Consider the following 25,169-nt stretch of genomic DNA (forward strand, 5'->3'; position numbering starts at 1 on the left):
CGTTGACCTATTATCAGGCCACGTCCGTCGCGTGAATACACAAAACGGCCATGGCGCATCGCTCTGACGACATTTGGCCGACATATCCTGACGGAGATATCTGACACGACGGCGGTCCGCTCATCGCGGGATTGTCGTAATATTAGAATAGGCGCATATTGTCGCAAGCCGAAGCCGTGCTCCGGCTGAACCGCCTGTTGGCCATGGTGCCCGGGCGGTCCGTGACCAGGTCAAATGCCAGTGAAACAACAAGCACCTCGGCTGCTCAAACCATTGAGCAGCCTGAGGCAATGATATTTGGAGGAGATAGCCATGAAGGTCACCATACTGGCAAGTTACGAACCCCATGCCGCCAAAGGGCTGATGCAGGGATCGAACCGCGAAGCTGCAATCCAGGCGCTCTTTGAAAGCGTCGGCGGCAGGATGAGCAGCGTCATGTTCACGCGCGGCATTTACGACGTCGTCGTCAATGGCGAGGTGCCGGATCAGGTCGCCGGGATGGGCATGGCCCTTGCCGTGCGCGCGAGCGGCTCGTTGAGCGAGTTGGTCGTCCTCGAAGAACTCGACATGAAGGCGGTGCTCGCTGCCGCCAACAAGGCTGCTGGGGCCTACAAGCCCGCCGGCTGACGGCCTGGCCAGGCAGCGCGGACGGCGCGTTCGTCGTCCCGTGCTGCCGGCATCACGTCACCGCAAGCCGAGGCTTTGCTTATGCATGTCCTTATCCCCAAACCGCTCCGCACTTTGGGCGACAAGCATTAGAACGGCAATCGAATCTCGTCGTCCCGGGCCGTATCGGGCCATCCGATGTCCTTGCGGATCTCCGGCGGCAGTTCGTTCAGCTCGCGCGTCGTCCTGCGGCGCCTGCTCGCCTGCTCGAACGCGGCGCGGATTCGGTTAAGGCTCTTAAACATCGCAACCTCCACAAAGCAGCGGCAGAATTGGCGGCCGCCCTCCGGGCGCCGCTTTTGAGGTGCGTCTGTAACCAAGCGATTGCGCGCAGACGGTGAAATGCTTCACGAAGCCGGAGCGGCCTGAAACATTTGTGTGCGAATTAAATTGGGTTTCGACGCCGCGGCACTAGAGGCGAGCGCCAACAGACGGCGCTGCCGGCTATGACGGGCGCACAATTCTGACCGCCTTGCTCGCTAAGATAGGCGTCAGGCGTTAGTCCGTACTACCGGAAGGAAGTTGCTGCGCGGTCTGCGCCGAGAGCCGGCCTTTGCGGACAAACGTCGGCTTCGAATATTCTTTTTTCGTGGCGAAATCTCCCCTGCCTCGCCGGAAAATGCGGTACGGCTATCGGACTGTCAAGCAGATGGCAGGCCGGTGGATGGCAGGCCGGTGAGGCCGGCCCGATCGACCACCTTCCCCTCCCGTGCCACTTCCCTGCCCGCGCGATACACGGTCCGCTCCTTCGGCACGGCCACCACCGCTTCCGGCACATGCTCGGCCCTGAGCGCGACGAAATCGGCCCTGGCGCCGACGGCGATGCCATAGCCTTCGAGCCCCAGCGCCCTGGCGCCGGCATGGCTCACCACGTCGTAGGCTGCTTCCAGCTGGCAATCCTCGTAGAAGCCGGAGCGGTAGCCGATCATGTTGGCGCGGTTCAGCATGTCGCCATCGCCGTAAGGCCACCAGGAATCGCGGATGTTGTCGGAGCCGGCAAAGACCGTGACGCCCGCCTTGCGCAATGCCGCCACCGGCGGGAAAGGATGGTTGCCCGGCGCGTTGGTCATGATGGCGACGCCGGAGGCGGCGAGCAGCTCGCCGGCTTTGGCCAGCGCGTCGGCGGAAATGTCGCCCAGCGCATAGGCGTGGCTGACGGCGACTTTGCCTTGCATGCCCAGTGCCGTGCTCCGCGCGGCGATCTCCTCGATCTCGAACAGGCCGAGGGTGCCGCCGTCATGCAGGTGGATATCGATTCCGGCGCCGTGTTTTTCGGCAAGGCCGAAGACGACGTCGAGATGGCCCTTCACATCGCGGTCAAAGCTTGCCGGGTCGAGCCCGCCGATCAGATCACAGCCGAGCTTCAAAGCCTCGTCCAGAAGCTCGGCGGTGCCGGGCGACGACTGGATGCCGCTTTGCGGGAAGGCGACGAACTGGATGTCGATCAGCTCGCGATATTTTTCGCGCACGACAAGGATCGTCTCGACATGTTTCAGCCCGACCGCGGCGTCGACCATGACATGGCTGCGCATCGCGAGGCTGCCATTGCCAACGCAAAGCTCGAGCTGGTTTTTTGCGCGCTCGTCCATCGGCGCGGCCTGCTCGAGGTTCCGCATCTGGAAGGCGACCCGCTCGCGCACGTCGAAGCCGTTGGTGCAGGGAATGTGCGGGCGCCAGACATCGCCATATAAGGAGGTGTCGAGATGGATGTGGCCCTCGATGAAGGCCGGCAGCACGAGCTGGCCGGCGAGGTCGACGGCGCCTGGCGGCGCGCCGGCGGCATTGGCGGCGGGCGTGATGGCGCTGAAGCGGCCGTCGGCGACGGTGAGGTCGGCCAGGGAGCCGTCGGCGAGTTTTGCGTTGAGAAAGCGGGGCAAGTGCAATCCATCAGCAATGATGCATCAGTCGTCGTCCCTCGGCCGCCAGAGGTCAATGCGGATCGGGATAGAAAGTGTTTCGCCCAAGTTCTCTGTCACCCGCGGTTGGCAGATCGCGCGCCCGGCCGGCTGCGCCGCCGTTAACCTTAATTCCAAGCGGCGGTGGGGAAGTCCCTGTCGCCTGCCTATTCCGCTATCGCGGAAGTTTCGACACGAGAAAAACATGCCATAGTCCAGGCTGCGGTACGAGGCCGCCTTGGTCGACGCGGACGCCCAAGCACATCCCCAACAATGTCGCCCCCAACGGCCGCGTCGACCTTGTACTGAACGGCGATCTGACCCGGGTCGCCGTTTTGTTTTTGGCCATCAGGCCTGGGACTTGGCGTATTCCGCGACCAGCCCGTCATATTCCTCGAAGGCCGGCAAGGCCGCGTAGCTGTGCAGGGCGGGCGTCTCGGCCCAGGGCAGCTTCTCGCTGGTCCAGGTCTCGACGAAAGGCGTGAACCAGGCGGGGTCGTCCAGCATTGTCGGGCGCAGGTTGACGAACCAGTCGAGCCCCTCCGGCCGGGTGAACATCCAGCTCATGCAGTAGCCGCAGAAATAGTGTTTCGAAGCGCCGTGCAGGCCGCCGATCACCGGTTCGCCCTTGGTGATCTCGAACCCATCCGCGGGAATGGCGGCGCTCAGCGAATAAGCGCTCGACGACATCTTCTGGCAGCCGGTGCAATGGCAGGCCATGGTGAGCAGCGGCTTGGCGGAGATCCTGAGGCGCACGCGGCCGCAGCGGCAGCCACCTTCGGCAGGCAGGGAGGGGATTGGCATGAGCGCTCCTTGGTTGTTTTCCCTTCTCATCCGTCGCTTCGGCGACGCGTTCTTCCCACAAGGAAGAAGGAGGAGCCAAGCCCTCAGCCCCCAATCAGCGCCGCGGTCGTCGTCAGCCGCGCGCCCTGCTCGGCGAAGGCTTTGTTGTGCCGGATGATGATGTCGGGCGCTTTCTCCTCCTCGGAATCGAGCGTCGAATGCGCATCAGAAACGACGGTGACGCCGAGGCCCTGGGCAAGAGCGCCTTTCACCGTGGCGGCAACGCAGAAATCGCTCTGGGCGCCGATGAGCACCACGTCGCGAACGCCCTGCCCCGCGACCCACTGCCCGAGCTCGGCGTTGGAAAAGGCATTGCCGACGCTCTTGCCGAAGGTTGGCTCACCGGCCGCCTGGCCGAGCTGCGGCCATACCGGCCAGCCGGAAGCGCCCGGCGCCAGCGGATCGCCCGCCGGCCCGTCATGGCGCACGAAGGCCACCTTGCGGCCGGTTTTGCGCGCCCAATCGATCAGTTTTCGCGCGCGCTCGGCAATGACGTCGGCATCATGGATCGGCGGATCGAAACGGCCGTCGAACATGCCGGTCTGCAGGTCGATGACGATCAGCGGAGCGGCGGCCGAGGGAGCGGTGTCTGGCATGGGCGCGAAGATAGCGGAGGTGGGGGGTGGGTCAAGGACGGGGACGAGCGTGGTCCCCCTGTTGTCGGGGAGATCTGCGATTTCGCCGCCTCAACCTATCCCGCCCGTGACCACATACGCGCCGGCGCTCCGCCCATCCGCCAGCCTCACGATCGCCGTGACGATCGAGCCGTAAGCGCTGCGCCAGACGCTGTGGAAGCCCTGATGCGTTGCAGCCGGCACGACGGCCCGGCCGGTGTGGCGGTTGCCGCTTCCCCGCATGGTGACCGGTTCGCCGTTGACGTGGACCTTGAGCATGGCTGCATCCTGCCCGGCCTCGCCCGCGTCGATCTCCAGCGCGATCGCGATCTCGTCAGTGTCGTCGCCGGCGTGGATTGTCTCGGCGGTGAGGGCCAGCATAAGCGGCGCTTCGCTGAGGCGGCCCAATGTGCCTCCGCTCTCTTCAAACACATCATCCGCCAGCGGCGGCGTGCGTGGCGGGCCGGTGCGGCGGTTGGTGGCGCGCTCGTAGCCGCCGGCAAGCCGCAGCAGCGCCACGTCGTCATAGGCCTTGCCGGCGAAGGTGAGGCCGACCGGCATGTCGATATCGGCCATGGTGCCCATCGGCACCGTCACCGTCGGGATGCCGAGATGGCGCCAGACCAGATTGCCGTTGGCGACCCAGGTGCCGTTGCGCCAGGCAAGATCGGCGGAGGCCTCGTTGACATCCGCATCGGCCGGGCCGACATCGGCGACGGCCGGCAACACCACGGCGTCGAGGCGATTGGCGTCGAGCCAGTTCTCGAAGTCGATGCGGCGCGTCTCTTCCAGCCCCTTGAGCCCGTCCTCGATGGTGGGGATGGCCTCGAGCGGGCTCACCCCGTTCTTCGCCCGCTCGACATAGTCCGCCAGGTCGAAGCCGTCGTCGCCATAGCGGTCGGGCAGCGTGCCCGGTGGCCGTGGAAAGATTTTGGGGCCATCGACCGAGGCAAGATCGGGAATCGCCGGATCAGCATTGGCGCGCAGGAAATCGTCCCACGACCAGATCGACAGGTCCCAGATCTCGCGGTTTGCAAATTCCTCCGGCACCAGGCCGCGATCAACCATGGAGCGCGCGCCCGGACGGTCGCGCTCATAGTTCGATACGACGGGGAAATCGACCTCGACCACCTCGGCGCCGAGCGCCTGCAGGTCATGCGCAGCCTGCCGCCAGAGCTCCAGCACCGAGGCGCGCGTCTCGATCGGCCGGTCGGCGCCGAGATCCTTGCCGATATACATTTTCGGCACGCCGAGCCGCTTGCCCTCGAGCGCGCCTTGCAGGGGAAGCCCGGTATAGCTCGCCGGCCTCAGCGCTGATGCCTTCGGGATCGAAACCCTGGGCTGCACACGCCAGAAGTCGCCGCGCGTTTCCTCGTCGTCGGCGACGATCGCGTCGAGCAGTTCCAGCATGTCCGGCACGCTGCGCGTATGCGGCACCACCACATCCATGGTCGGCACCAGCGGCCAGTTGCCGCGTACCGAGATCACGCCGCGCGACGGCGTGTAGGCGACCAGCGCGTTGTTGGAGGCGGGCGCGCGGCCGGACGACCAGGTTTCTTCGCCGAGCCCGAAGGCGGCGAAGGACGCGGTCGTCGCCGTCCCCGAGCCGTTCGACGAGCCGGAGGCGAAGGCGGCGGTGAGATAATCCTTGTTGTAGGGGCTCTCGGCGCGGCCATAGACGCCGCGCTGCATGCCGCCATTGGCCATTGGCGGCATGTTGGTGAGGCCGATGAGCACCGCGCCCGCGGCGCGCAGCCGGGAGATCGTGAAGGCGTCCTCGCTGGCGATCAGATGCTCGAAGGCCGGCGAGCCGGCCGCGACCGTCAGGCCTTTCACCTTGTAGCTGTCCTTGGCGGTGTAGGGGATGCCGTCCAGCGGTCCAAGCGTTTTGCCCGCGCGGCGTCGGCGGTCGGAAGCTGCCGCCTCCTCGAACACCTTTGGATTGAGGATGGGCACGGCGTTCAGCGCTATGCCGTGGCGGTCGTAATGGGCGATGCGCCGCAGGTACGCGCCGGTGAGCTCGACGCTTGTGACTGTGCCGTCTTCCAGCGCGCGGCGCAGGTCGGCGATCGAGGCTTCGACTATATTCACGGCTTGGCGCACCTCTTGTCAGCAATCACGCGTCCGGCGAAGACGTAGTCGCGAAGGCCGCGTTCCTCCGCGCCCCCCTGCTGCCCTGCCGGGCATCTCCCCGCAAGGGGGAGATTGATGTCGCCCAGACAGTCACCAACCACCAGCATGCCGCAAGGCACCCACTTCTCACAGCGTCTTACTGTCGAACTGGCCGCTTTCCTTCATGAGCTCGATATAGGTCTTGGCCAGGGCATTGCCGTGTTCGGCTGCCTTGAGGAACCACTTGGTTGCTTCCGGGTAGTTCGGCTTGCCTTCAATCCCCCGCAAGTAGAGCGTACCAAGGCTGAACTCGGCATCGACATTGCCAGCCTGGGCTGCTTCAAGCCACCAGGTCTCGGCGGCCTTGTCGTCCCTTGCGACGCCTACGCCATTTGCATATGCATAAGCCAGGTTGAGCTTCGAATTTAGCTTTCCCTGCCGTGCGGCCTTGAGCCACCACGCAATTGCATTAGCCTTACTCTCCGAGACACCGGTACCCGTGGAATAGGCGTTCCCGACTGCCTCCTCGGCCTCTGCGTTGCCCTGCTCAGCAGCCTTGCTCAACCAGGCGAGTGCCTGGCCGTCGTCCCGTTTGACGTCCTGTCCCAATCCATACATCGTGCCGATATTGTACTGCGCGACGGCATGCCCGTTGACCGCGGCTTTCATCCACCATTGGAAGGCCAATCCGCCATCCCGAGCAAATCCGCGGCCTTCATGGTACAGAATGCCTAGCTGATATTGGGCATCGGCATTACCCCCGTCGGCTGCCATCTGCGTCCATTTGGCGGCCAGCCGGTCATTGTTCTCGATACCTTCGCCGAGCAAATAGGCCCGGCCAAGATTGTAGCCGGCTTCGGCATTTCCTGCCTCGGCGCCCTTGCGCCACCAAACCGCGGCTTGAGCGTGGTCCTGCGGAACACCCGCGCCAGCGGCATACATCCCGCCGAGCGCGGATTGCGCCAGAGGGGTGCCTTGATCCGCTGCCTTGTTCATCCAGTAGAATGCCTGGGCGTCGTCCCTGGCAATGCCACTTCCCGTGCGATAGGCGTTTGCGAGACTGTACTGTGCCACCGCAACCCCACTGGCCGCGGCCTTGGTCCACCATTTGACCGCCAACCGGTCGTCCCGGGCAACGCCGACGCCTTGGTGGTACAGAATGCCGAGTTGACCTTGAGCGTCCGCGTTGCCTGCGTCCGCCGCTTTGAGCCACCAGGCTGCACCATCCCGGCTGTTTTGAGCCACGCCCCTGCCCTTCAAGTACGCATTCCCCAGCGACAACTGTGCTTCGGCGTTGCCTTGCTCCGAAGCTTTCCGCCACCAGGCAACGGCTTGAACATCATCCTGCCGTACGCCCATACCAAGCCAGTACATCGAACCCAGGCTTGATTGTGCTAAGGCGTCCCCCCGGTTGGCCGCCCTGCTCGTCCAAAGGAATGCCTGGGCATCATCCTTGCCGACGCCCTTTCCAGTAGCATACGCGGTGCCGACACTGTATTGCGCCTGCATGACGCCACCGGCAGCGGCCTTCATCCACCATTGAAATGCAAGGCTGTCGTTCTGTGTCAGGCCCTCACCCAGATGGTAGAGAACGCCGAGCATCCATTGGCCGTCCGCGTTCCCCTGATCTGCAGCCTTGCGAGCCCATGTGGCGGCGAGTTGGCTGTCTTTCTCTACGCCTAAGCCGAACTTGTACGCCCTGCTGAGGACATAAGCGGCTTCTGAATGCCCTTTGTCGGCCGCCCTGCGAGTCCAGATCGCTCCTGTTTTGTCGTCTTTCTTGACACCCAGACCGCCATAATAAGCCTGACCGAGGCTGTTTGCCGCCTCGACGCTTCCTGCATCGACCGCTTTGCGCCACCAATAGACCGCCTGTTCAGCGCTTTTGACCAGTCCCCGACCTTGCAAATAAAGGACGCCGAGCTGGTATTCGCCATTAGCATTGCCCTTGTCCGCCGCCTTCCTCGCCAAACTGGCCGCAAGCTGATCGTCCTTCGCGACACCACGTCCAAGAGAATAAGCTTGGCTAAGCGACGCTTCAGCCTCCGCAATTCCGCCGTCAGCTGACTTGCGCCACCAATAGACCGCCTGCTCGTCGTTCTGTGCGGTTCCCTCACCACGCCAGTACATTGCGCCGAGATAGCCCTGAGCATCCCGGTTGCCCATGCTCGCCAGCACCGACAGCTGACGAAATTCTTCCTCATAATCCTTAGCTAGGTGCGCCGCCTGTACTTTCCTTATTGCCGACCATTGCACATAGTAATTTCTCAACGGTCCAAGCAGCACATAAGCGGCCAGCAATGCCAGGATTATGAAAAGGATTCTTCCGTGGCGCCGTACAGGCGCACTGACGACAGTTGTGTTCGCGTCCAGAGACCCGTCGTTATTGCTCATAGTACCCGCCCCACTTGCAACCACCAGTAATTAGTAGCGCAAGCAGAGCCGTTCTGGAATATCCGTGGTTTCGAATGTCTCAATCACTCCGGCGCGCCGGCGAACAGCACCGTGCCCTCCCCTCCTGCCGCCGGCCAGTCGCGGATGGTGCCGTCGATGCCGCCGGTCAAAAGCGTGCCGTGGGCGGCGAAGGCGACCGAGTAGATCGGCCCGGTGCCGGGGTCGAACTCGGCGATTTCGGCGCCCGTATCCATATTCCAGATCCGCGCCGTGCCGTCGAGCGAGGCGGAGCCGAGCCGTTTGCCGTCGGCCGATAAGGCGAGCGCATAGACAGTGCCGGAGTGGCCGTCGAAGCGGCGGACTTCCTTGAAAGAGTCGAGGTCCCAGAGTTTTATCGTGTAGTCGCCGCTGCCGGTCACCGCATGGTGGCCGTCGGCCAGGAAGAGCGCGCCATAGGCGCCGCGCTCGTGGCCGTGCCAGGTGCGCAGTTGCTTGCCCACAAGGATGTCCCAGAGCTTCAGTTCGCCGTCGATGCTGCCGGTGAGCGCCCTGGTGCCATCTGGCGAGATGGCGACGGAACTCACCGACCAATCGTGGCCCGGCAGGACATGCAGCACCGTGCCTTTCTGCAAATCCCAGACGACGACGGAACCGGTGTCGTGGCCGCTGACGGCGAGCTTGCCGTCGGGGCTGATCTTCAGTTGCCGGACGCCGCCGTTCGCTCCGGACGAGAAGACATGCAGCACTGTGCCATCGGAAAGCTGGCGCAGCACGATCTCGCCGTCGTCGCCGGCGGTGAGCGCGCTTCTGCCGTCGGGCATGAAGAGCGCGCTGCGCGCCATGTCCTTGTGGACGCCGAGGTCGCGGATCAGCCGCTTGCCGTCGATATCCCAGAGCTTGATCATGCGATCGGTGCTGGCGCTCATGATCTGGTGGCCGTCGGCCGACACCGCCAGCCAGACGACGGCATCGCGGTGGCCTTCCGGCGCGGTCGGCTGGGCTGGGGGCGGTGGCCGAGGCGGCGCCAGCGTCTGCGGCGGCGTGGCCGGCGCCAGCGCGGTCTGCTGGGCCGGCGTTGTTGCAGGCTGCGCCGGTGCGGCGGGCTGCGGCGGAGCGGCCGCCGGCTCGGACGGTGCGGTCGTCGACGCCGGCGCGACAGGCCCGGAGGCCGGCTCGGTCCCAGGCTCCGCCGGAGCGACGGCGACTTCCCTGGCCGGCGCGGCCGCACCGCCCCCTGTTTCCCGCCACCGGCCGAACTGGTCGGCGAGGATGACGACAAGGGCAATGAGCGGCACGGCAAGCGCGATGCGGTGCAGCCGCGGGCGCCCGGCCGGCACGGTCCCGGCATCGCGGCCGAACAGAGGCGTTGCCGGATTATGCCTTGCCGCCGCCGGCAGCAGGCCGGCAAGGAACGAAAGCCCGGCGAGAATCGAAAGCATGCCCGCCGCGCCGAAGATCCCGGCGCTCGCCGTGGCCGGGGGCTTGCCCCCCAGCGCCAGATAAAGCTTGGCGAAGCAGGCGAAGCCGACGACGAGCATCGCCAGCGCCAACAGCCTGTCGGTCGATCTTTTCATCGGCATCCCCCAGGCGCCTTCACTCCAACTGGCGGAAGGCGCATCGGCCATTCTAGCCGAGCTTTTCGCCGGGGCTAAGTGCAAGACATCACACGAAGAACGATAAACGTGCTTTGGCGCGGCGTGACTTCTTCAATCCCGCCGCCGGCCGAATTTCGGCTTTACTCATCCGGCCGGCCAATATCTCGATGCTCCGAACCGAAGCGTGATGTCTTTCGCTCCATAAACAAGCGGCACGTGGGCAGAAAGCCACACTCCCCAAGAATAACAAGCTCGACTACCCGCACTGGTTGACAGCAAACGCTCTTATGACATTATCCGCCCGGGATTTTCAGGAGAGCCACAGCATGAAGAAGATTTACGAGAAGCCTGTGTTGGTCCGCAAAGGCAAGCTTTCGATGGTCGTCGCGGGTTCGACACCGGTCCCGGGTTGATTCGGGGACAGCTCGATCAGCTTCATTGATGTTTGAGGCCAGCGGTCATCCTGGCTTGTTGCGTGACAAGGCGGCTGATTATCGTCTTGTCAGTTCGAATGGTTAACGGGGGTTCAATCATGAAGAAGACTTACGAGAAGCCTGTGTTGGTCCGCAAAGGCAAGCTTTCGACAATTGTCGCCGGCGGTCCTTCTACTGTTATCAATGGCGGCGGCCCGGCGAGCTGATCTGCCGGACAATCTGCTGTTGATGCCTGCCGACCCTGGCTCCTTCTTGCGATCCAGGAAATTCGGGGAACCGGCCAGACCAAGCCTGGTCAAAAAGGGCAGGCTTTCGGCAATCACTGCCAACGGCGCCTCTTCGTTCACGTTCTAAGCATTACAGCGCGTTGCACCGAAATTCAGGCAACGCGCTCTAATTCTTCGTTTGATGCAGGTCTTTCTGCCGAAGCTGCGGCATCCTTTGGGCGACATAGTTCGTCTTTGCTTGACACATATCTCGCCCATAAGCCGTCGCCCTTTGGCCGACAGGGATCAGAGCGCCAGCACCAGATCGTCCAGCACCATCTGCCAGTGATGCTTGGTCGACAGACGCACGCGTGTCACCGCCTTCAGCATCGGCGCGTATTGAACCGGTGCCAGCGCCGATAGCGCGACCTCGTCGCGCGCGATCAACTCGTCCCCCAGCCAGCTTTCGACCAGCGCGCTCTCCCCTTCCGAGCGCAGCCATGCGGCGCTCAGCATCACCGAATGGAAGCCGAAAGGCGCCGCACGGCCGAACTCTGCCGGATGGCCGCTGCTGGTATAGGCGATATAGGCGCCCGAGACGTTGCCGTTGACGTAGCCTTCGCTGTTCCTGGTGTGGTCACGCGACATGGCGTTGAGATTGTACCAGTCGAGCCCGGCGTACCCGGAAGGAATCTTGCTCAGGCCGCGCGTGGTGATGTCGTCGAAGCCGATGGTGCTGAGCGCCGCATCGGGCTGAAGCGCCCCGGGCGCTAGCAAGCCGAGATCGACCGGATAGGCCGACAGCGCGAGGCGCCGGTCGAGCCCGCCGCCGGCGATCGCGACCTGATCGGCTCCGCCGGCGAGCGGGAAGCCGAAGGTGGTGGCCGCGCCGAGCGGGTGGCTTTCGAGCAGCTGGCCCTTGCCCATCACGGATAGGGTTGCGGTGGCCGCGGTCGGTGTCCTGCCGCTCACCATGCGCGCAGGGATGAGGCCGACGGGCCTCGGCAGGCCCTCCCCGGCCAGACCGACAAGCGAGCCGGGCGCATCCGTCACGCGCACAGACTGGTTCTCGTGGGCGCCGCTGGCGCGCCAGCCGGGCGGCACGGACACCGAAAAGCGAAAGGTTCCAGGCGAGCGGATCACGGCGCTGCGCCGCGTCGACGACATCGGGAAATTGGCAAAACCGGCAGCGTTGCTTCGCGCCGCGACGATGAAGCGGCCGGACTGGTCGAACAGCCGCACCACGATGCCGGCCATCGGGCGGTCGGCCTGACCATAGGTTCCGTCGCCATCGACATCCATGAAGACGAAGGATGAGAAGTTCAGCTTGCCGGATGTCGGACCCCAAGCGGTGCGGGGCGCATAGTCGCCGGCCGGATTGGGATTGCCGCGAGCCCTGCGGCGCTTGCGCCGCCAGCGCAAAGCGAGCGCGATGAGGGCAATGGCGCCGGCGATGACAAGGACGGAGATGAAGAGGACGAGGGCGTTGTCAGCCACGGCGGGGAAGCGTTGGCTGGAGAAAAATACTCGAGCTGAAAAGCATAAGGTCCGCACCCCCTCGTAGTCCTGCAAAAGCTAGCGTGGGCCGTCGTTGCTGCACAGCCATTATTTGCGAGAGACTGGCATCAAACGTAGAGACGCCGGCGGACAGCGCCGCCTTTCCTTTTTTCCGTGGAGAAGGTCAGGTCGCCAGCTCCACCCACGCCGGCGCATGGTCGCTGGCGTTTTCCTCGGCACGCACCTCCCGATCGATGCCCGCTCCTTTCAGCTTCCGAACCAGCTTCTTCGACAACAGAATGTGGTCGAGCCGTAGGCCGGCGTCGCGCGGCCAGCGGTTCCGGCGGTAGTCCCAGAACGTGTAGAGCTTCTCCTCCTTCGGAAAGACCTTGCGCAGCGCATCCGTCCAGCCCTGATCGATCAGCGCCGCAAAGGCGGCGCGGCTTTCAGGCTGCACCAGCGCGTTGTCGTCATAGGAGCGGGTGGCGTAGATGTCGCGCGGCTTGGGCACGACGTTGAAGTCGCCGGCAAGCACGACCGGCAGTCCGGTGTCGAACAATTCGCTCGCATGCGCCGCGAAGCGCTCGTGCCAGGCGAGCTTGTAGGTGAATTTCGGCCCCGGTTGCGGGTTGCCGTTCGGCGCGTAGAGGCAGGCAATCACGATGCCGTTGACCGCCGCCTCGATGTAGCGCGCCTGGTGGTCGGCATCGTCGCCGGGCAGCGCGTCGCGTGTCAGCACCGGCTCGGCGCCGCGAGCCAGGATGGCGACGCCGTTCCAGGTCGGCTCGCCCTTCCACACCGCGCCATAACCGGCCTTCGCCAGCCGGGTCAGCGGGAACTGCGTGTCGCGGGATTTCAGTTCCTGCAGACAGACGACGTCGGGCTTGGCTTTGACGAGCCAAGCCAAGAGGTTTTCCAGCCGGCTGTTGATGTTGTTGATGTTGAAGGTGGCGAGTTTCATTTGCCGAAGACGCCTCTTCATTCGTCATCCTCGGGCTTGACCCGAGGATCCCTGCCGTGACCATCGCCGTGGAACCCTGCGGGGGCAAAATTCTTAGCCGTTGCAATGCCTTAGCGTCACGGCATGGATCCTAGGGTCTGCGCCGCGTCGCTTCGCTCCTTGCTTCGCCCTAAGATGACGAAGCGAGAGGCGCCATCCGAGCTTTTATCGTCTCCGCCACTGTCTTCAGGTGATCCGCCGCCGAAAAACCCGACACCGCCTTGCGGGGCTTGAGATCGTGGTCGCCGTCCTCCAGCCAGACCACCTCTATTGCCGCGGAAAGGCCGTAGGTCGCGACCTCATCCTTGGTGCCGAACTCGTCGCGCGTGCCCTGGAAGATCAGCGTCGGCGTCTTCAGGTCGGCGAGATGTTTTGTCCGCAGTTGCTCCGGCTTTCCGGGCGGATGGAAGGGGTAGCCCAGACAAACCAGCCCGGCGATCTCGCCCCTGGCAAACATCTCGTCGGCGACCATCGAGGCGACGCGCCCGCCCATCGACTTGCCGCCGATGATGAGCTTGCCGGTCACGCCTTTGGCGCGCAGATCGGCGATCGCCTTGACATATTCCGGGTTCACGGTCTCGGCGCGCGGCGGCGGCTTGCGATGGCCAAAACGGCGCGCCGCCATGTAGTGGAACTCGAAGCGCGCGACTCGCAAGCCGGCGGTGGCGAGAGCCTTCGCTGTCACGGCCATTGAGGCCGAGTCCATCGCCGCACCGGCGCCATGCGCGAGCAGGACGGTGACAGGGGCAGAGTCGGGGCCGTCGAAGAGGAAGTAGGTCATCGGGCGGGCTTCCTGGCAAGGCCGCACTCCGTCTCAAGCGCGAACATCTCGCTCACCGGCCATGTGCAAATCCACGAACTGGATCCCCTTCTGCGCCAGTCCTGCCCATTCGGACTCCGCGTCGAGCTCCAGATAGCGCGCCCACAGCCGGCGGGCTTCGGCCAGATTGCCGGCGTCGAACTCAAGCCGGGCCAGGTTGAACACCGGGTCGGCATAGGCCTTGTCGAGCGCCATCGCCTTCTGCAGGTGCCGCCGCGCCGAGGCGACCTTGCCTTCGTCGCCCACCAAGCCGGCGAGGTTGAACCAGGCTTCCACGAAGCCGGGATCGAGCTTTATCGCGCGGGCATAATCATGCGCGGCTTCCGCTGCGCGGCCGGCGCCGCGCAGGCAATTGGCGCGATTGAAGGCGGCGATGGCATCTTTCGGATCGATCGCCATGCAGCGCTGGTAGAGCGTTGCGGCCTCGTCGTGCCGCCCCTCCTCTTCCGCGGCTTCCGCCTCGGCGAACAGCTCCTCGAGCGTGTCGTCTTCCGGTGAGCCGAGGTCGAAGAGAAGCTGGCCGTCGAGCTCGCTGCGGCCCTCGTCGAGATAGATCGCGTCCGGCCGGCCATGCTGCGAACCGAGATTGAGCGACTTGGCGGTGAGCGAGGCGACCGGACCGGAGCGATGCACCGAGCGCGCGATCGCGCCCCACGTCGCGCCGCTGGCGATCAACCCGGCATATTTTCTGGCCAGGATCAGGTCGCGGAAGGAATAGGGTTCGCCGTCATGTTCGAAGGCGTCGAACAGCGACAGCATGTCGAGATCGCTGGCGGCAAGCCGCGACTGGTCGATCAGCGACTGCCGGGACAGCGACGACGCCTGAGGCGCCTTCAACAAGCCGAGCAAGCGCAGGAAGCCGTTTTCGCTGACCAATTCGCGCCCGGCTTCGCGCTCGGCCTGCACGCGGCGCTCGATGTCGCCATCGCCCGTTCTTGCCGTGGCCGCCTTGGCCAGCAGCGTGCGGCCGAACACGACATGGGTGGTGCGACGGGTGACGCCGCGCCTCAACTCGGCATGGCGGCGCTCGACCTCGCGCGCGGCGAGCCTGAGCGGAAACGCGGCCAGCGGGCCGACGGCGCCGAACACGGCGCCGGGGAGGATCACCGGCCCTCCCGTCACTTCTTGCTCTTGCCGACGGCTTTCAACAGGTTCGCTTTCAGCGGGTTCTCAGGCGCGCCGCCGCCGGCGGCCGCCTTCTTGGCGGGCTTGGCCGGCGCCTCCTCGGCCTTGCTCTTCGACTTGGCCGGCGGCTTGGCCGACTGCGACAGGCTCGCTTTCAGCGCATCCATCAGGTTGATGACATTGCCGCGTTCGGGCGCCGCCGCGATGATCGGCTTGTGGCCTTTGAGCTTCTCGCGGATCATCCCCATCAGCGCCACTTCGTAGCGATCCTCGTAATTCTTCGGATCGAAATGAGTTTCCTTCTGCTTGATCAGCGCCTGGGCGAGATCGAGCATTTCCGGATCCGGCTTGCCGGCCGGGATGTTGCCGAAATATTCAGCCGTGCCGCGCACTTCGTTGGGGTTCCTCAAGGTGCAGACGAACATGCCGTTCTCGCGCGGGCCGATCGTCACCACGCGCTCGCGGCTGGAAAGGACCAGGCGGGCGATCGCCAGCTTGCCGGATTTGCGCATCGCTTCCCGCAGCACCGCGAAGGTCTCCTCGGCCATGGCGCCGTCCGGGGCAAGGTAATAGGGCGAGTCCTGGTAGATGACGTCGACCTCATTCTCGTCGACGAAGGCCTCGATGTTCATCGTGTGGTTGGATTCGATCCGGACCGCGTCGAGGTCGGCATCATCGATGATGATGTACTGCTTATCCTCATATTCGTAGCCCCGGACCAGGTCCGAGCGTTCGACCAGGCCGAGTTCGGGGTCGACCGGCTTCATGTTGATGCGGTTGTGGGTCTTCTTGTGCAACTGGTTGAACGAGATGCGCTCGCTCGCGCTGGTGGCCGGATAAAGCCGGACCGGACAGCTGACGAGGCTGAGCTTGAGGTAACCTTTCCAACTTGCCCTGGGCGCCATGATGAACTCCTACGCGGCCATGCACTGACAGTTACTTTTTTGGAAGCATGATTTTAGCCGAACACCGGTCCGACTTTTCGCGATCATGCTCCCGGCGCTTCGTCCGAAGGACGGTTGGCGCTCCGGAAATCCTACACCGACCCTTGATGGTACATGCAAATTGCTGACGAAGTGTTCTTGGACCGGCTGGCGCGGAGGATAATTCAAATTGTAGGAAGCGTCGATGGAGATGGATTGGGGCTTGGGACTGGGCGAAAGTCTAGCAAGGAGCGAAGCGACGCACCCTAGGATGACGAAAAATGGGACGGCAAATCCCTGGCGGCCTCGTCGATCTCCGCCCATGGATCGCCCGAGGTCTCCAACAGTCCCGGCAGCGAGGCGTAGTTCAGATCCTCGGGCGCGTCGATCGCCTCCAGATCGGTCCAGCTCATCGGGGTTGAGGCCGGCAGGTTGGTGCGGGCGCGCAGCGAATAGGGAGCGGCGGAGGTGTGGCCGCGGGCGTTCCGGTGGAAGTCGATGAAAATGCGCTTCTTGCGGTTTTCCTTGCCCATGACTGTGACGAAAGTGTCGGGCGCGCTTGCCGCGAGCAAAGTGGAAATGGTGCTCGAGGCCTGGTGCAGTTTCTTCCAGTTCTGCTTGCGCGTCACCGGCACGGTGATGTGGATGCCCTTGCCGCCGGAGGTCTTTGCAAACGGCACCAGGCCGAGGCTCTCCAACCCGCCCTTGATGTGGACGGCCGCCTCGACCACCTCGCGCCAGGAAATCCCCTCGCCCGGGTCGAGGTCGAAGACGATCTGGTCGGGCCTGTCGAGCTTGGTGCGGTGCGTGCCCCAGGTGTGGAACTCGACGACGCCGAACTGCGCCAGCGCCAGATAGCCCTTGGCGTCCTCGACCGAGAGGTAGGTCTTGGTCTCGCCTTCCGAACTGATGCTCTCGAACACCGCCACCGAAGGCGGCATGCCGGTGAAGGCGTGGCGCTGGAAGAAGCAGTCCTGCGGCCGCCCCGTCGGACAGCGCACCAGCGACACGGGGCGGCCGATGATGTGCGGCAGCATGAAATCGCCGACCAGCGCATAATAGACGGCAATGTCGAGTTTGGTCGGCCCGGTCTTACCGAACAGCCGCCGCTCCGGATTGGTGACCCAGATGGTGGCGAGGTCGGACTCGGCGATCAGCCGCTTGCGCTTGAGCGGAACCGGCGTGGTCAGGCCGCCGACATCGCGCAGGCCGCGGAAGACGCCGTGGCGGATCGCATTGTCGGCGGTGCGGTTCGAATAGCGGACGCGTGCCGACAGCAGCGGCTTCACCCAATGCATCTCGCGCATGATCTCGCGCGGCACGCCCTCGGGTGGCGTGGCGCCGACGGTCAGTCGCTCCAGCCGGGTCAGCAGGTCGGTCGCCATGTCGCGGTCGAAGCCGGTGCCGACCTTGCCGCGATAGTGCAATTCGCCGTCGACGAACTCGGCCATGCCCAGCGCCGCAAGCCCTTCCGCCCGGTCGGAAACGGTGTAGCCGGCGATGACGAAATCATCCGTCTTTTGCGCCTTGACCTTGGTCCAGCTCTTGGTTCGGCCGCTCATGTAGATGGCATCGGCGCGCTTGGAGACGACGCCTTCCAGCCCAAGGTCCGATGCCTGGTCGTAAAGCCCGCGGCCATCGCCCTCGACGTGGTCGCTGTACTGGATGGCGGAGTTTGCCGCCTGGCCGGCGAGCAGTTCGGCAAGCAGCGCCTTACGCTTCTGCAGCGGCGCCCTGCGCAGGTCCCAGCCATCGAGATGCAGGAGATCAAAGGCGTAGAAATGCAGCTTCGAGCCGGCGCCCTGGGCCAGCGCGTCCTGCAGCAGCGCGAAGCGCGAGATGCCCTTGTCGTCCAGCACCATGATCTCGCCGTCGATGATCGCCCGGCTGACCGGCAGGCGCGAAAAGGCTTGCGGGAGATCGCCATAGCGCTTGGTCCAGTCGAGGCCGCCGCGGGTGATCAGCCGCACATTCCCGTCCACGACATGCGCCATGGTGCGGTAGCCGTCGAACTTGATCTCATGCAGCCAGAGCGTGCCGGTGTCCTCGCCGCCGGGCGGCTCGCTCACCTGCGCGGCGAGCTGCGGCTCGATGCGGCTTGGCGGGTCTGCCTTGACCGCGCCGGGCAGCGCGCCGGGTTTCAGCGAGCCAGATTTCGGCGGCAGGCGCTGCGGCTTTTTCGGCGGCGCGGCCAGTTCCTCGATGCGCCGGCCCGACTTGACGCTTTCCGGCCGCGCTTCGAGAATGTCGAGCTCGGTGTCGGAGGCGAGATCGCGCTCCTTGAAAAGCAGCCAATTCTTCTTGTTCTCGTCCTCGCCGGGCTTGGGCTTCAGCCGGGTCAGCATCCAGCCGCCATTGAGCTTCTGGCCGGCGAGCCGGAACTTGAAGGCGCCGGTGCGCAGGCTTTTGTCCACATCCTCCATCGGCGCCCAGGTGCCAGTGTCCCAGACGATCATCGGCCCGCCGCCATACTCGCCCTCGGGGATGACGCCCTCGAAGTCGATATATTCGATCGGGTGATCCTCGGTCTCGACCGCGAGGCGCTTGTCGGCCGGGTTGAGCGAGGGGCCGCGCGGCACCGCCCAGCTCTTCAGCACGCCGCCGACTTCGAGGCGCAGATCGTAGTGATCGGCGGTGGCGTGGTGCTTGTGGATAACGAAGCGGTTGCTGACTTCGCCTGCCGTGCCGCCCGCCGGTTCTGGGGTGCGGGAGAATTCGCGCTTGGCGCGGTAGGTTTTGAGTTGGGGAGCCGGCATGGGTTAGGTGCCGAAGCGCGTAGCCGACAGTGGCAAGGGCTGCGATCCTTCGCGCCCCCGAGCCCGCGCGGTCGTCATCCTCGGGCTTGACCCGAGGATCCATGCGGTGATCTTTACCGCGGACTGCAGCCGAGCAGAACTTGGACCGTCGTGACGCGTCCACGTCACGGCATGGATCCCAGGGTCTCCGCGACGTCGCTTCGCTCCTGCTCCGCCCTGGGATGACGAAGGCACTCCACTCAATCGTCGGTCGCCGGCGTCAATTCCAGCTCGGCCGGCGTCAGACCCTGCCGCAGCTGCGAGAGCCGGAACTCGTCGACCCAATAGGCTTCACCGTCGACCAGCACACGGGCGCTGTAAGTGCCGCCGGAAAAGCTCTGCGCGGTGACATAGACCTTGTGGCGGTCGAGCGCCTTCTTCACCGCGGCGCGGCGGGAATTTTCTCTGGCGACGGGACTGGCCATGGCTCACTCTGTACACGCTGGCGCTGAACAGTCTCTAAGGATGAATGAGAGCGGGGGGCGAGTCAATTTGGCGGGGCGACCGGAGCGCCAATCTCCCGTCAAGCGGGGGAGACGGCGGCAGGCTAAGACCAGAGAGGCACGCAAGGGAACGAGGCGTTTGAGCCAATAAGGGCCGCCGCTTTGCTGCTATGGATTTCCGAACAAAAAACTACGATGCGCCGGCGGGACAGCGCCAACCTCTGCCCTGCCGGCATCTCCCCCACAACGAGGGGGAGATTGGCTGTCGCGAGCGCCGCGCCCTATCTTGGAGTGCAACGAGGGAAGCAACATGTCCCACATCCGGGCGATGACGAAGAACGATCTGCCAGCCGTCTCGCGGCTGCTGGGAGGATCCTGGCGGCGGACCTATTCGCCGATCATGGGTGAGGAAACCGTGGCCCGGCTCTCCGACGAAAAACATGCGCCCGACAAGCTCGCCGAAGAGCTCGCCGACAACAACAAGATGTCATTCGTGGCCGAGCGGATCGACGGCTCGATCGCCGGCTATGCGATGGCGGCGATGGACGAGAGGGGCGATGTCATGCTCGACCGGCTGCATGTCGAGCCGGAAGAGTTCGGCAGCGGCCTCGCCGTCGACCTCTTGCACGCGGTGCTTGCAGCCCATGCCGGCATTCCAAGCATCGCGCTGGAGGTGATCGAGGGCAATGAGCGGGCGATCGCCTTCTACCGCAAGCACGGCTTCGAGGTGGTCGAGCGCCGGCCGGCCGCGCATGGCGTCGGCGGCCATGCCTCGCTGATCATGCGCCGACTTCTGCCGATGGCTTGAGGCCGCGCTGGACGCATCGCCTCCCGGCATTATAATTTCGCGGGTGCTAATTTCTTACCGGAGACAGATGAATGAGCCTCGGCAAGCAGAAACTCGGCAGCCAGGGGCTCGTCGTCTCGGCGATCGGCCTCGGCTGCATGGGCATGAGCCAATCCTACGGCCCGGCCGACGAGGCGGAGTCGATCGCGACGATCCACCGGGCGATCGAGCTTGGCTGCACCTTCCTCGACACGGCCGAGGTCTACGGGCCTTTCATCAACGAGGAGCTGCTTGGACGCGCGCTGAAGGGCCGGCGCGACGAGGTGACGATCGCGACAAAATTCGGCTTCCGCATCGTCGACGGCAAGCAGGATGGCACCGGGCGCGACAGCCGGCCGGAGCATATCCGCGAGGTGGTCGAGGCTTCGCTCACGCGGCTCGCGACCGACCGCATCGACCTGCTCTATCAGCACCGCGTCGATCCTGATGTGCCGATGGAGGATGTCGCGGGCGCAGTCGGCGAGCTGGTTGCGGAGGGCAAGGTGCGCTTCTTCGGCCTGTCGGAGGCGGGAATATCCAACATTCGCCGCGCCCATGCCGTGCACCCGGTCTCGGCGCTGCAGAGCGAATATTCGCTGTGGGAGCGCAACCTCGAGCCCGAGATCATCCCGGCGCTTGCGGAATTGGGCATCGGCCTGGTGCCGTTCGCACCGCTCGGCCGCGGTTTTCTCGCCGGCGACGTCAAGCGGGCGGAAGATTATCCCGAAGGCGATTTCCGGCGCGGCGACCCGCGCTACCAGGGTGAGAATTTCGACGCCAATGTCGCCGCGGCCGCCACGGTCCGCGAGATCGCCGTCGCCAAGGGGGTCAAGCCCGGCCAGGTGGCGCTCGCCTGGCTGCTGGCCAAGGGGCCGGAATTCGGCATCGACATCGTGCCGATCCCCGGCACCAAGCGACGGACCTATCTGGAGGAGAATGTCGCCGCCGCCGACATCAAGCTCGACGCCACCGAGATGCTGGGGCTCGACATGGCGCTGACGCCTGAGAAGGTATCGGGGCCGCGGTATAACGAGCGGACGATGTCGATGGTGGATCGGTAGGGGTGAGGTAATCTCCCCGCTCTGGGGCCCTCAAGGGGGGAGATCAGCTCGGTCGATCCTACTGCTTATTGCAATCCGCCAGCGCCGCCATCGCCTTCTTGGCCTCGGCCTCGCTGGCGTATCTCTTCTTGCCCAGATCGACGACAAGCGTTCCGTCGGGCTTCTTCGGCACGATCTCGCACTGTTTCGAAACGGCGTCCCTGGCGACCCACCATTCCTCGGCCGCGACAGCAGGCAGGCTGGCAATGCCGGTAGAGAGGATAGCGATAGCGATGGTGCGAACCATTCCTGGCCTCCATTGTCGGTTTGCTGGAAAACAGGCCGGCGCTGCCGGCGCCGTTCGTCGACGGAACCGGCGCACCGCCTTGGGCAAACGCCCTCCCCGGGCCTTCTGTTCCGGCGCTCAACCGCCCGAATGCGGGTCGATGCTGTAGGGATGCACGGGATAGCCTGAGCCGATCGTCCCGCTCACCCGATCGATCCAGGCGCTGACCGCCGGATAGTCGGCAAGCGAAAAGCCGCAATCCTCGGCGCGATGGCCGTAGGCATAGACGGCGATGTCGGCGATGGTGAGCGAGCCGCCGACAAGGAACGGCGTGTCCTGCAGGCCGCGCTCGAGAGCGCCAAGCGCGCGGGCGCCCGCCTCACGCTTGCCGGCCACCATCGCCTGATTGCGCTCCAGCCGCCCGGTCAGCGACCAGAAGCGCAGCGAGCCGATGACCGGCTCGACATAGTACTGCTCGAAGAACAGCCACTGCATGGCCTTGGCGCGCGTGAGCCGGTCCGCCGGCAGGTAGGGCGTCCCCTCCGCGACGCAAGCGAGGATGGCGTTGGATTCGGCGATCGCCGCACCATTCTCCACGGCGAGCACGGGAACGGCGCCGGCCGGATTGAGCTTCAGGAAGGCCTCCGTACGGCTCTCGCCCTCGAAGATAGAAACGATCCGGGTTTCATAAGCGATGCCGAGCAGGCCAAGCAGGACACGAACCTTCCAGGCATTTTGCGAGGGCAGATAATCGTAGAGCGTGAGCATGGGTGCGTCCCTCCTTGGCCAGGCTGGCTTCGCATAGGGCGTGCGCGGGCGCCACCCGATTTATGCGCCTTGATCTCCTCCCTTGAGGGGGAGATGTCGCCGAAGGCGACAGAGGGGGTCGTCTCCCGTAAATCGTCAGCGTCGTGTTCGTGGCGGACTGCGTAAGGCGCTGCGACCCCCTCTGGTCTTCCGACCATCTCCCCCTCAAGGGGGGAGATCGGCAGTTCCGCCACGCCTCACCCCGCAATATCCCTCGCCACCGCCTGCGCCTCGATGCCGATCTCGCGCAGCAGGCCGGTGACCGGATTGTAGAAGCCGACGAGGTAGACACCCAGCGCCGTCGCGCGTGGATTCACTCCACTCTTCCCCGGCCGCAGCTCCGCCGGCAGGATGCCGTCATAGCCAGGACGGTAGCCCGTGGCGAAGATTACGGCGTCGAAGTTTTGCTCCTGCCCGCCGGCGAATGTTGCGCCGTCCTCGGTGAAGCTGACGATATCGGGGAGAATGCCGATCCTGCCCGCCTTGATCGCCGCTACGGTGCCGACATCGATGACCGGAATGCGGCCGGCGTCGATCTGCTTGAGGATCCCTTCCTTCGGCCTGACGATGCCGTATTTCTCCAGCCTGCCCAGCGCAAGGTCGAGGATTTTCGGGAACATCCAGTCGTTCAGCGCCCGCGGCATCGGCCGGCTGGCGATGCCAACCATCTGGATCGGCACGCCGAAGAGCTGGCGCGGCACGATGTGGACGCCCCTGCGCACCGAGATCGTCGGATGCGCGCCGCTCTCGGCAAGGTCGAGCGCGATCTCGGCGCCGGTGTTGCCCATGCCGACGACCAGCACGTTCCTGGCCGTATAGGGCGCCGCCTCGCTGTAGGCGGCGCTGTGCAGCACCTCTCCTTTGAAGGTTTCGATGCCGGCAAAGGCCGGCGTTATCGGCTCTGCGTTATTGCCGGTGGCGATGACGATCTTGCGGGCGTTGAAAGGACCGGCATCGGTCTCGACCACGATTTTTTCGCCCGCCCGGCGGATCGATTTCACCGTGACGCCGAAGCGCGGCTCCAGGCTGAAACGCGCGGCATAGGCATCGAGATAGGCAACCACTTTCTCACGCGGAACGTAGCGAGGGTGGCTTTTCGGGAACGGCACGAAAGGGAGTGACGAGAAGGACTTCATCGTGTGCAGGTGCAGCCGCCGGTAATGCCGTCGCCAGGCCGGCGCCAGCTCGCTCGCCTTTTCGAGGATGATGAAATCGACTCCGGCCCGCTTCAGGCAGGCCCCGACAGCCAGCCCCGCCGGTCCCGCGCCGACAATGACGACATTGGTATCCAAGGCAGCTCCCTCCCCCAAGGCAGGAAGAAGCTATGCCCGAGGTGTCGGAGGAGCAAGTAGGGGAATCACCTGGACTTGCGGGACAGGGTGCACCGAGCGAAATCGGATGAATGGCCGAGCGAGGCGCCGGAGTCTTATCTCGCTCCTTATCGGGAAATGTCGCCGAAGGCGACGGAGGGATCGCTGCGCGTCAAGTGCCGGCGCGTTGCGCGGAGGAATACAACGTCGGCGATCTGCGTGAGACGACCTCTCAGGCGGCTTCGCGGCCATCTCCCCGTCGAGGGCCGTCGAGAGGCGAGATTCAGGACCGCGCTCTACTCCGTCCCGCTCGGCGCTTCGGCCTCGTCCTCGGGCGGTTCGAGAATCTCGATCAGCCGCGCTACCCTGGCGCCCGGCATCGCGCGACCCTCGTTCATCAGCGCCTCGTCGGCGCCGATCCAGGCGAAGGCCTCGCGCAATTCCTCGAGGCTGGCGCCGGTGAGCGCGACGTCGGCGATGACGGCCTCGTCGACAGGGCCAAGAACGGAAATGATCTCGTTGCGGGTCATCCTTGTCTCCCTGGGGCAGAACGATGACAAGGAAACGGCGGACGGGTGGAGCGGGTTCCGACGGCGCCGGCGCGTTGTCTCCGCCTTGCGGAAGAAAGCGCCGCGCCGGCTTTGCTCTTGCGCCGACAACCGCTATGCACGGAGGCTCGTCCCGGAATTCTGCCGAGTCCTCATGAAATCCGTCTTGCTGCTTTCCGCCCTGCTCCTCTCCTCACCGGCCCTCGCCCAATGGAAGCCGAGCGAGAAGGTCGAGACCTATGCGATCTCAGGACAAAGCGTGGAGGCGCTCTATGTCTCGATCGGCGAGAAAGGCCCTGTGATCGGCAAGGACTCGGCCGGCAACGGGCGGCGGGCAATCGCGCAGACCAACTTCAAGCTGACCTGGCAGCGCGATTATCAGACTGACGGCGGCGCCTGCGTGCTGAAGACCGCTCGCCCGAAGCTGATCATCACCTACACGTTGCCCAAGCCCGCCGCAAAACTTGCCCCCGCCGTGCAGGCGCGGTGGGACGCGTTTGCCGCCGGCCTCGCCGCACACGAGAAGGTCCACGGCGCCGGCATCGTCGACATGGTGGACAAGATCGTCGCCTTCAGCACCGGCCTCACCGTTGCCGACGACCCCGGCTGCACCAAGATCAGGGCGGAGCTGACGAATTATCTCGACCAGCTTTCCAAGGCGCAGCGCCGGGCCAGCCGCGACTTCGACAAGGTTGAGTTCGGGCCGGGCGGGAACTTGCAGAAGCTGATTGCGGCGTTTCTGATCGGCGGGTGAACACGGCCAAGGAGCGGCTGCGCCCTTCCCGCGGTGGCAGCAGGGCCACACCGGAAGCACCGCTATCAGCATTACCGCATCTCGAATGGGACAGCTGCCAATCCCGTCTGCGCGGAAACGGGAACTGTCGGCTCTTCCTCGGCCAGGTTGAAATCTACATGACCTTGCCCCTCTGATCTAATCCGGTTTGAAGTTCGTTCTGGCCCATCGAGAGGACCAGGACATGAAGCGCAGCC

At 64.8% G+C, this 25,169-nt stretch carries 23 protein-coding genes; 5 read left to right on the forward strand and 18 right to left on the reverse strand.

The window, feature by feature from the left end:
- The first annotated feature begins 312 nt into the window (after positions 1-312).
- The gene (locus tag CK224_RS29755) at positions 313-627 is read left to right on the forward strand and encodes a GYD domain-containing protein (RefSeq protein ID WP_066998476.1); all 315 of its coding nucleotides are present in this window, start codon (positions 313-315) and stop codon (positions 625-627) included.
- 128 nt (positions 628-755) lie between these two features.
- Here CK224_RS29755 and CK224_RS29760 read toward each other — a convergent pair whose 3' ends face one another.
- The 7 genes from CK224_RS29760 to CK224_RS29790 form a co-directional block, all read right to left on the reverse strand.
- A complete protein-coding gene (locus CK224_RS29760) occupies positions 756-911 on the reverse strand; it encodes a DUF1127 domain-containing protein (RefSeq protein WP_095784256.1) in 156 nt (51 codons plus the stop codon).
- A 396-nt stretch (positions 912-1,307) separates the two neighbouring features.
- The gene (locus tag CK224_RS29765) at positions 1,308-2,543 is read right to left on the reverse strand and encodes an amidohydrolase family protein (protein WP_245426321.1); all 1,236 of its coding nucleotides are present in this window, start codon (positions 2,541-2,543) and stop codon (positions 1,308-1,310) included.
- Positions 2,544-2,909: 366 nt separating this feature from the next.
- Positions 2,910-3,365 (reverse strand): GFA family protein, encoded by a 456-nt coding sequence (locus CK224_RS29770; protein WP_095784258.1) that lies wholly within the window; start codon positions 3,363-3,365, stop codon positions 2,910-2,912.
- Positions 3,366-3,448: 83 nt separating this feature from the next.
- A complete protein-coding gene (locus CK224_RS29775; protein WP_095784259.1) occupies positions 3,449-4,000 on the reverse strand; it encodes an isochorismatase family protein in 552 nt (183 codons plus the stop codon).
- A 90-nt stretch (positions 4,001-4,090) separates the two neighbouring features.
- Entirely contained in the window at positions 4,091-6,109 is a 2,019-nt protein-coding gene (locus CK224_RS29780; protein ID WP_245426323.1) for an amidase, read from the reverse strand.
- Positions 6,110-6,277: 168 nt separating this feature from the next.
- Entirely contained in the window at positions 6,278-8,524 is a 2,247-nt protein-coding gene (locus tag CK224_RS29785) for an SEL1-like repeat protein (protein ID WP_095784261.1), read from the reverse strand.
- A gap of 83 nt (positions 8,525-8,607) precedes the next feature.
- Positions 8,608-10,098: a WD40 repeat domain-containing protein gene (locus CK224_RS29790; protein WP_095784275.1), complete on the reverse strand. Its 1,491-nt coding sequence runs from the start codon at positions 10,096-10,098 to the stop codon at positions 8,608-8,610.
- Between the two features lie 553 nt (positions 10,099-10,651).
- Here CK224_RS29790 and CK224_RS31085 point away from each other — a divergent pair.
- A complete protein-coding gene (locus tag CK224_RS31085; RefSeq protein ID WP_141245906.1) occupies positions 10,652-10,759 on the forward strand; it encodes a putative RiPP precursor in 108 nt (35 codons plus the stop codon).
- A 306-nt stretch (positions 10,760-11,065) separates the two neighbouring features.
- Here the strand turns inward: CK224_RS31085 and CK224_RS29800 are convergent, their stop codons facing one another.
- The 7 genes from CK224_RS29800 to CK224_RS29830 form a co-directional block, all read right to left on the reverse strand.
- Complete coding sequence (locus CK224_RS29800; RefSeq protein WP_095784262.1) at positions 11,066-12,256, reverse strand: hypothetical protein; 1,191 nt, start codon at positions 12,254-12,256, stop codon at positions 11,066-11,068.
- Positions 12,257-12,440: 184 nt separating this feature from the next.
- A complete protein-coding gene (locus CK224_RS29805) occupies positions 12,441-13,217 on the reverse strand; it encodes an exodeoxyribonuclease III (protein ID WP_095784263.1) in 777 nt (258 codons plus the stop codon).
- A 169-nt stretch (positions 13,218-13,386) separates the two neighbouring features.
- Entirely contained in the window at positions 13,387-14,037 is a 651-nt protein-coding gene (locus tag CK224_RS29810; protein ID WP_095784264.1) for an alpha/beta family hydrolase, read from the reverse strand.
- 33 nt (positions 14,038-14,070) lie between these two features.
- Positions 14,071-15,183, reverse strand: coding sequence for a tetratricopeptide repeat protein (locus CK224_RS29815; RefSeq protein ID WP_095784265.1), 1,113 nt, complete (start codon positions 15,181-15,183; stop codon positions 14,071-14,073).
- An 11-nt stretch (positions 15,184-15,194) separates the two neighbouring features.
- Complete coding sequence (locus CK224_RS29820) at positions 15,195-16,106, reverse strand: Ku protein (RefSeq protein WP_095778244.1); 912 nt, start codon at positions 16,104-16,106, stop codon at positions 15,195-15,197.
- 284 nt (positions 16,107-16,390) lie between these two features.
- Positions 16,391-18,880, reverse strand: coding sequence for a DNA ligase D (ligD, locus tag CK224_RS29825; RefSeq protein ID WP_095784266.1), 2,490 nt, complete (start codon positions 18,878-18,880; stop codon positions 16,391-16,393).
- Between the two features lie 239 nt (positions 18,881-19,119).
- Positions 19,120-19,344, reverse strand: a complete 225-nt coding sequence (locus CK224_RS29830; RefSeq protein ID WP_066998505.1) for a hypothetical protein — start codon at positions 19,342-19,344, stop codon at positions 19,120-19,122.
- Between the two features lie 328 nt (positions 19,345-19,672).
- Between CK224_RS29830 and CK224_RS29835 the strand changes: the two genes are divergently transcribed.
- Positions 19,673-20,170, forward strand: a complete 498-nt coding sequence (locus CK224_RS29835; RefSeq protein ID WP_095784267.1) for a GNAT family N-acetyltransferase — start codon at positions 19,673-19,675, stop codon at positions 20,168-20,170.
- A 71-nt stretch (positions 20,171-20,241) separates the two neighbouring features.
- Positions 20,242-21,249 carry an aldo/keto reductase gene (locus tag CK224_RS29840; RefSeq protein WP_095784268.1) on the forward strand — a complete coding sequence of 336 codons (1,008 nt, stop codon included), beginning with the start codon at positions 20,242-20,244 and terminating at the stop codon, positions 21,247-21,249.
- Positions 21,250-21,307: 58 nt separating this feature from the next.
- On the opposite strand, the gene CK224_RS29845 is transcribed toward CK224_RS29840, so the two are convergent.
- From CK224_RS29845 to CK224_RS29860, 4 genes are all read right to left on the reverse strand, one after another.
- Entirely contained in the window at positions 21,308-21,535 is a 228-nt protein-coding gene (locus CK224_RS29845) for a hypothetical protein (protein WP_095778240.1), read from the reverse strand.
- A gap of 117 nt (positions 21,536-21,652) precedes the next feature.
- Positions 21,653-22,282 (reverse strand): glutathione S-transferase family protein, encoded by a 630-nt coding sequence (locus CK224_RS29850; RefSeq protein ID WP_095784269.1) that lies wholly within the window; start codon positions 22,280-22,282, stop codon positions 21,653-21,655.
- Positions 22,283-22,518: 236 nt separating this feature from the next.
- On the reverse strand, positions 22,519-23,613 hold the full coding sequence (locus CK224_RS29855) for an NAD(P)/FAD-dependent oxidoreductase (RefSeq protein WP_095784270.1): 1,095 nt from the start codon (positions 23,611-23,613) through the stop codon (positions 22,519-22,521).
- Between the two features lie 314 nt (positions 23,614-23,927).
- Positions 23,928-24,161, reverse strand: coding sequence for a hypothetical protein (locus tag CK224_RS29860; protein WP_067001193.1), 234 nt, complete (start codon positions 24,159-24,161; stop codon positions 23,928-23,930).
- A 172-nt stretch (positions 24,162-24,333) separates the two neighbouring features.
- Between CK224_RS29860 and CK224_RS29865 the strand changes: the two genes are divergently transcribed.
- Positions 24,334-24,933: a DUF922 domain-containing protein gene (locus tag CK224_RS29865; protein ID WP_095784271.1), complete on the forward strand. Its 600-nt coding sequence runs from the start codon at positions 24,334-24,336 to the stop codon at positions 24,931-24,933.
- The last annotated feature ends 236 nt before the right edge of the window (positions 24,934-25,169 follow it).

It is taken from the genome of Mesorhizobium sp. WSM3862 (genome assembly GCF_002294985.1).
Lineage (GTDB): Bacteria > Pseudomonadota > Alphaproteobacteria > Rhizobiales > Rhizobiaceae > Mesorhizobium.

Bases quoted from the DNA above. Each gene is read 5' to 3' on its own strand.
- CK224_RS29755 (WP_066998476.1), top strand. From the start codon at position 313: ATGAAGGTCACCATACTGGCAAGTTACGAACCCCATGCCGCCAAAGGG.
- CK224_RS29760 (WP_095784256.1), bottom strand. From the start codon at position 911: ATGTTTAAGAGCCTTAACCGAATCCGCGCCGCGTTCGAGCAGGCGAGC.
- CK224_RS29770 (WP_095784258.1), bottom strand. From the start codon at position 3,365: ATGCCAATCCCCTCCCTGCCTGCCGAAGGTGGCTGCCGCTGCGGCCGC.
- CK224_RS29775 (WP_095784259.1), bottom strand. From the start codon at position 4,000: ATGCCAGACACCGCTCCCTCGGCCGCCGCTCCGCTGATCGTCATCGAC.
- CK224_RS29785 (WP_095784261.1), bottom strand. From the start codon at position 8,524: ATGAGCAATAACGACGGGTCTCTGGACGCGAACACAACTGTCGTCAGT.
- CK224_RS29790 (WP_095784275.1), bottom strand. From the start codon at position 10,098: ATGAAAAGATCGACCGACAGGCTGTTGGCGCTGGCGATGCTCGTCGTC.
- CK224_RS31085 (WP_141245906.1), top strand. From the start codon at position 10,652: ATGAAGAAGACTTACGAGAAGCCTGTGTTGGTCCGCAAAGGCAAGCTT.
- CK224_RS29805 (WP_095784263.1), bottom strand. From the start codon at position 13,217: ATGAAACTCGCCACCTTCAACATCAACAACATCAACAGCCGGCTGGAA.
- CK224_RS29810 (WP_095784264.1), bottom strand. From the start codon at position 14,037: ATGACCTACTTCCTCTTCGACGGCCCCGACTCTGCCCCTGTCACCGTC.
- CK224_RS29820 (WP_095778244.1), bottom strand. From the start codon at position 16,106: ATGGCGCCCAGGGCAAGTTGGAAAGGTTACCTCAAGCTCAGCCTCGTC.
- ligD (WP_095784266.1), bottom strand. From the start codon at position 18,880: ATGCCGGCTCCCCAACTCAAAACCTACCGCGCCAAGCGCGAATTCTCC.
- CK224_RS29830 (WP_066998505.1), bottom strand. From the start codon at position 19,344: ATGGCCAGTCCCGTCGCCAGAGAAAATTCCCGCCGCGCCGCGGTGAAG.
- CK224_RS29835 (WP_095784267.1), top strand. From the start codon at position 19,673: ATGTCCCACATCCGGGCGATGACGAAGAACGATCTGCCAGCCGTCTCG.
- CK224_RS29840 (WP_095784268.1), top strand. From the start codon at position 20,242: ATGAGCCTCGGCAAGCAGAAACTCGGCAGCCAGGGGCTCGTCGTCTCG.
- CK224_RS29845 (WP_095778240.1), bottom strand. From the start codon at position 21,535: ATGGTTCGCACCATCGCTATCGCTATCCTCTCTACCGGCATTGCCAGC.
- CK224_RS29850 (WP_095784269.1), bottom strand. From the start codon at position 22,282: ATGCTCACGCTCTACGATTATCTGCCCTCGCAAAATGCCTGGAAGGTT.
- CK224_RS29860 (WP_067001193.1), bottom strand. From the start codon at position 24,161: ATGACCCGCAACGAGATCATTTCCGTTCTTGGCCCTGTCGACGAGGCC.
- CK224_RS29865 (WP_095784271.1), top strand. From the start codon at position 24,334: ATGAAATCCGTCTTGCTGCTTTCCGCCCTGCTCCTCTCCTCACCGGCC.